Source organism: Bacillus sp. JJ1532 (assembly GCF_036965085.1).
Lineage (GTDB): Bacteria > Bacillota > Bacilli > Bacillales > Cytobacillaceae > Cytobacillus.
Genome location: NZ_JBALOW010000002.1, coordinates 210,363 through 216,362, shown reverse-complemented (window position 1 = coordinate 216,362; position 6,000 = coordinate 210,363). Strand labels below are relative to the sequence as shown.

Below are 6,000 nucleotides of genomic sequence, written 5' to 3'. Positions count from 1 at the left end.
TGCATGGGCGGCTAAAGGGCGCAATTCCGCGAGAATTATAGGAATTTTCCGTAAAAAACTCCTTCTCGATAAGGTTTTTTAATTGTAAAATAATGAGATTATTTTACGGGGGAATTTTTACAATGAGGAGAGAGAATGATGATAAGAAAACTAGATAAAAGTGATCACGAGGTTTGTTTTAATTTGTTAAAAACCAAGGCTGCTGAAAACTTATTTATTATTGGTGACATTGAGGCTTATGGATATGAACAAGAATTCCAAAAGCTTTGGGGAGAGTTTAACGAAAGTGGAGAATTAATTGCTGTTTTATTAAAATACGAGGAAAACTATATTCCTTTTGCAGTAGAATCATTTAATGCCGAAGGATTTGCTGAGATTATGTCTAATGACTCTGCTTTTAAGATGATGTCTGGACTAAAAGATATCACTGAAAAAATTGAGCCATACTTGGATAAGCACCTAAAAAGAAAAAGACAATTATATTATGCTAAGTGTACTAGATTAAATATTAATAAAAATAATATTGATTTTTCGAATGTACAACAAGCATTTCCACACGATGCTGAAGCACTTGTTGAATTACTAAACTCAATTCCAGAATTTAGTGATTCAACAATTACAGTAGAGAGAAAACGTCGAGGAATAGAAAATGGAACTTCACGTTCATTTTTTATTATGGAAGAAGGAAAAATGGTATCAACAGCATCAACGACAGCAGAAAATTCCTTATCAGCAATGGTTGTTGGTGTAGCTACGCTAGAAAACTATAAGAAAAAAGGATATGCAACCAACTGCATGCTCAAGCTTTGCAGTGATCTTTTACATGAAGGAAAAGAACTATGTTTGTTCTATGATAATCCAACAGCTGGAGTAATCTATAAAAGAATCGGTTTTGAGGATATTGGATTATGGATGATGTATACATATTGTTAAAGGTTCAAGACTATTCTTATTGGAGCCTTTTCTAATTGTGCTAATAATATAGTTAAGTAAGCATTGGTAAGCTCTTCAGTTTTTAATAATATATTAGATCTTCAGCCAATCGGGCGCAATTCTTCAGGAACGAACTTATTTAAACTTGGCTCAGGTATGTGAACAAGGAATTTACCTTGTTCACAAGTCAGGACGTGGTTATGCGGTTTAAGGTTAATAATTATTTGATTAATGTTACTTTACAAGAATATGTGCTATATTTTAGTTGCTACATAGTAATTTAAGAATATAGAGGTGTATAAGAATGAATAAAACAGAATTAGTAAAAGTTGTTTCAACACAAGCTGAATTGACACAAAAGGATACTTCAAAGGCAGTTGATGCGTTATTTGATACGATTTCAAACACACTTGCTGAAGGAGAAAAAATCCAATTAATTGGATTTGGAACGTTTGAAGTACGTGAACGTTCAGCTAGAAAAGGTCGTAATCCACAAACCGGTGAAGAAATAGATATTGCTGCTTCTAAGATTCCTGCTTTTAAGCCAGGTAAGGAATTAAAAGAAGCTGTGAAATAATAATATATCTTAACAGTATAAATAACTCTTATATGAGAAGGAAAGAACTAAGAGTATTTTTTATTTAAAGATGATTGAGTATCTAACCACAGAACTCAAAAATTAATATTAATATTTTTTTCACTAAAGGGCGTATTTCCAGAGTATGGATCTGCGCTTTTTTGCATGAAAGGGCCATTTTATAGAGGAAGAGTCTCAAGAAAAATTGAATACTTATGGTAATGCTAGTGTGATGTTTGTGAAAGTTTTTACTTAAACAATAGGGCAGGTTAGTGCAATAAGATAAGGAGAAACTTTAACCTTACTAATTCGTAATTAAATTTAAGCAATTATTAAAACGGGGGGAGGTATTATGTCTGAAAAAGAAAGAGAAAGATTGAAAGCAACAGAACAACGAAAAAATCCTCGAGGTGCTTTAAACAATTCGTGGGCTCAAGCCCATACTGGAGTACCAAGCAGTGGTTGTTTAGTTAATTTATTTTCTGTCCTAATTATAATTGGATTTGTTCTCTTAGTAAGAGCGTGCTCAATCTAATCATTGAAGTAACTTGTGCGATAGGGAAAATTTGTGCTGTCAATACTGAAAGCTTTCTTATTGTGCCAACGGAACAGAATACATTATTTATGAGATTTAAATGGCTGAAAGCAAAGAAATTAATTTATCAAAATTTTTACCTATAACATTCGATTTAAATGTGAGTTCTCCCTTCTCGAATAAAAAATGCTAGTAAATATATCCGTCAATATTGGATGATATTCTCTCTAATTTTGAAAAATCACATAAACAGCTAAAGAAGGAGATTTGGTAGCATAATATCCACTATTCATTAAAGTAAGAGAGAACCTATTAGCCGTGTATTTAGAAGATGCCGGGCTTTTTCAGTTTCTGAAAGTAGCACGGCATCTTTTAGTTTACTTAATAGTTATTTTCACAGAACTGTAGTTAGAAGCATTACTAAACGGGTTGTAGTTTTTTTCAATATTGCCCGCCGCGTCTACAGCAAACCAATTGATAACAGTCGTTTTATCAATTTTCAATGATTCAGCAGATTCACGTGTTCCGGAAAGGCGTATATGAGCTGATTCAAATGTTGGACGGCTTCCATCAAGAGTATAGTAGATGGTAGCTGCTTCGCTGGTTTCAAACGATACTTCTACAGGGCCAGAGAATTTGCCGTTTCCAGGAACTGCTTTTGTTGATGGAGGCTGCTTATCCTTTGATTGGTTGTAGGCAACCTTGATTAGACTAATCAGTCCATTCGCAAATTCCATTGCTTCCTCGTGTCCTTCTTGATACGAAGGCTGGAATCCTACGGCTCGCCACCTGTTTGCTACAGAATCCCACAGATCTGCTCCAACTTCAAAGTTCCATGCATAAATACCCTTTTCATACCACAAATAATCAGCAGAGTTCCCAGCCGCGGAGTATAACACATCTGGAATTGGACCTGTACGGCTTGGCAAGATTACTGTTCCGCGGTGGTCCTGAATATCATTCAAGATTTCGTTGGATGCTGCCCAGTAGAATGCCTCCTGACCTGCAGTTGGTCGAGGCAATGTAACCCGATTTGGATCATAGGAGCCAGGGGACCACATGAAGTAACCGCCGTAGCTGTGAATATTCATTGCGAATTTAATATTTGGATTTTGGTCTGCCAGCCAGATAAGATTTCTTGCTTCAGGCTCTGAGTTTTCATACGGGCCTGAATATGTTCCGCTCAAGCAATTTGTATTGGAAGCACCAACAAAACCATCAAATACAGACCCTACTGAGTGGTTTCGGTTTAGGTCAACTCCCCAACTGTTACGATTTGCTGGATCTGACTGAGTAGGTCCACAGTGGTTCGTCATATTTTTCCTTTGCATATTAAAATCATAGAAACTATAGTTCGCTCCATCAGGGTTTACTGAAGGTATCAGGAAAATGTCCAGGTTGTTCACTAGTTGTTTTGTTTCCCCGTCATGGGCATAATTCCTTAATAATCGCTCGGCTGTTTCAATTGTAACGAGCGGAGTAACCCATTCACGGGCATGCTCCTGCGCATAGCCTAGTACACCCGGCTTGGAACCGTCACGGTGCTTACCGATACGGATGGCTTTTACTGATTGCGGTTCACGGGAAATGTAATCTGGAGCATTTAAGTTGTCAGTTAACTTTGCTGAATTTGGATCAACTGTACCAGTACCTGCATTGCCGCGGTAAGTAGTGGCCGTAATAAGCGAATTTGCCTCAGTATTTAGGGCTGTAACAACCTGGCTTGCAGTACTTGTTACTTTTCCAGTATCATCTGTTGCCAATTCTACAATAATATTATTGTCATCAACTTTTACTGTTAAAGGATGGTTTGCTTCACTAGGGTTTTTAAATTCTACTAAAATATCGTTTCCGCCTTCATGTCCCCATGCTTTTGAGGAAACAACTACAGCTTTAGTCGTGGTAGACCCAATAGTTGCTTGGGAAAGACGGCGGTAGCCATTTGTTTGATATGGCATTTCAATAATTTCAACTAAATCCGGAAATTCTTTTGCAAGCTGCTCTGCTCTTTCATACAGATCATGTGGGTCCATATAATGGTCAACAAATCCTTTTACATAATGTTTTTTCGGACTGCCTTTTTTATCTTCACCAAGCCACTCTGTTACAGAACTTGTAGCTGAACCGCCAAGATTACTAGTTATGGTAACGCTTTCAGGAACAACTGTCACAGGAACCTCAAACCAATGATACATATATTCCCCATAGTCAGTAAATCGATTCAAGGTGGCTGTTTTTTCCACCCCATTTTCAATCCACTTGCCGGTAAGAGCTGTGCTTGCACTCACCCCGGCGCTTGCTTTTGCTTCTACATAAAGGAAGGTGGCAGACTGATTTGTATAATGGTCGGCTCGTAATACTTTAATAGAATCTTCAGCAGAAGCGATATTGAATTGCTGCTGTGCTGCTGCATTTCTTTCCGCAGTTCTTTGGTTCCACTGATCTTCTGTGATAAGTGTTTCCTTTACTTTAATTCCATACATTTTTAATTGTTCGATTTCTGAAGGAGTAACAACTACATCAACCTCCAACTCTTCCCCATGCTGATGGACCCTGTGAGTCAGGTCTATACCCAATTCAACCAGCTTATCAAGAGCCATTTTATTTGGAACCTCAAGCTGGACGATGGAAAGTGGCTCATTCGAAAGTATTGGTTCACCTTCAAGCTGTTGGGCACCTGTTACAAGGGGAGCGCCAAATCCGGGGTACAGGGTCGTAAAACTCAATGCACTGATTGCCGTTGCCAAGACGAGTCCATGCATAACTTTCTTTCTTTTCTTCAATCTACACACCTCCTATGTATTTCCACTATTGTGGACATGTTTATTATAGATTAAATATTAAGTATATTCTGTCAGTAATCGGTGTCAATAATTATATTTTTTTAATAGAATTTGTTGATTTCACTGCTAATTACTTAACAAATATTCAATAAAAGTTTGTGAATCATTGTACTAAAACAAACGGGGGCTTTAGTTAAAATAACAATCTTCAACTCGGGCGCGATTGTAGAATAACATTGGTATAACATGATCAAAATTTTATATACTACTCCATCTAGGTCAGTTGAGAAAGAATCCATTTTGATCAATCTTTTATAGTGAATTTTCAAATTTACCATAAAAGACAGGTTTGTAAGATGTTCTCGAACAAACTGTATTTCAAATCAACATAAGTTAGTAATTAGATAAAAATTAACAAGGAATGTCCCATTTGAAAGGGACATTCCTTGCTTTAATTAGAAAATAACTTACATTTTTAAATCAAAAACCTTGTTTAAAAATACTGGTTTCTAGGTCACGACCGAGTTGTTTAAGTCCCGACTGAGTTATCGTTAGACACAAGTATGTTGTTTAAAAAAAATGTCGTTTACTAAAAGCCGACTACCACAACAATCCAAATATTCCCTATTAAATAAAAGTTACATACTAATTGTAATAATTGTAATAATTGTAATAAAACAAACTGACTGCATTATAAAAAAGTCTTTTACCGTGTTTATGAATTTTATCTACTCATTGGTAAGCTATAACTGTTGCCACCTGCACAAAAAACAAAAAGGATAGCCACAGCAATCACTCTTTAACTAAAGCGCACGATTGTGGAAGAACAAGATAATGATTATGATCGCTGCCTTAAGCTTGTTTAACTAAGGCTACCCGCTAGTTAAAATACACCAAATAGTATGCTGCCAATAATAACAAAGTTATTATTAAAAGTCTGAACAATCATGTTGTATTGGCTAGTATCAGCGATCCCGTCTTCTTGGCTAATTAGCCAAGAATCCCCTAATGAACTTCCCATACAAATACTTGAAAAGATCAGAACTACCCCTGCTATTGCTATGAAAAAATTTTATGTGACAATCGGTTTTCCCCTTTAATCAATCGCTTAACTATTTATTTTATCTTTATTACGCTTTAAGTAATATTAAGTTTCAATTCCCTTATTGACC

General features: G+C 36.3%; 4 protein-coding genes. 3 read left to right on the top strand and 1 reads right to left on the bottom strand.

Annotated features, from left to right (window positions below):
* Positions 1-138: 138 nt before the first annotated feature.
* The 3 genes from V7122_RS01455 (at position 139) to V7122_RS01445 (ending at position 2,045) form a co-directional block, all read left to right on the top strand.
* Positions 139-933: a GNAT family N-acetyltransferase gene (locus V7122_RS01455; RefSeq protein ID WP_335525575.1), complete on the top strand. Its 795-nt coding sequence runs from the start codon at positions 139-141 to the stop codon at positions 931-933.
* A 304-nt stretch (positions 934-1,237) separates the two neighbouring features.
* Positions 1,238-1,510, top strand: a complete 273-nt coding sequence (locus V7122_RS01450) for an HU family DNA-binding protein (protein ID WP_335345639.1) — start codon at positions 1,238-1,240, stop codon at positions 1,508-1,510.
* A 352-nt stretch (positions 1,511-1,862) separates the two neighbouring features.
* Positions 1,863-2,045 (top strand): hypothetical protein, encoded by a 183-nt coding sequence (locus tag V7122_RS01445; protein WP_335345638.1) that lies wholly within the window; start codon positions 1,863-1,865, stop codon positions 2,043-2,045.
* Positions 2,046-2,422: 377 nt separating this feature from the next.
* Here the strand turns inward: V7122_RS01445 and V7122_RS01440 are convergent, their stop codons facing one another.
* The gene (locus V7122_RS01440) at positions 2,423-4,828 is read right to left on the bottom strand and encodes a M14 family metallopeptidase (protein ID WP_335525574.1); all 2,406 of its coding nucleotides are present in this window, start codon (positions 4,826-4,828) and stop codon (positions 2,423-2,425) included.
* Positions 4,829-6,000: the final 1,172 nt, after the last annotated feature.

What these genes read in the sequence shown, in the direction of transcription:
- V7122_RS01455 (WP_335525575.1), top strand. Translation starts at nt 139, where the DNA reads ATGATAAGAAAACTAGATAAAAGTGATCACGAGGTTTGTTTTAATTTG.
- V7122_RS01450 (WP_335345639.1), top strand. Translation starts at nt 1,238, where the DNA reads ATGAATAAAACAGAATTAGTAAAAGTTGTTTCAACACAAGCTGAATTG.
- V7122_RS01445 (WP_335345638.1), top strand. Translation starts at nt 1,863, where the DNA reads ATGTCTGAAAAAGAAAGAGAAAGATTGAAAGCAACAGAACAACGAAAA.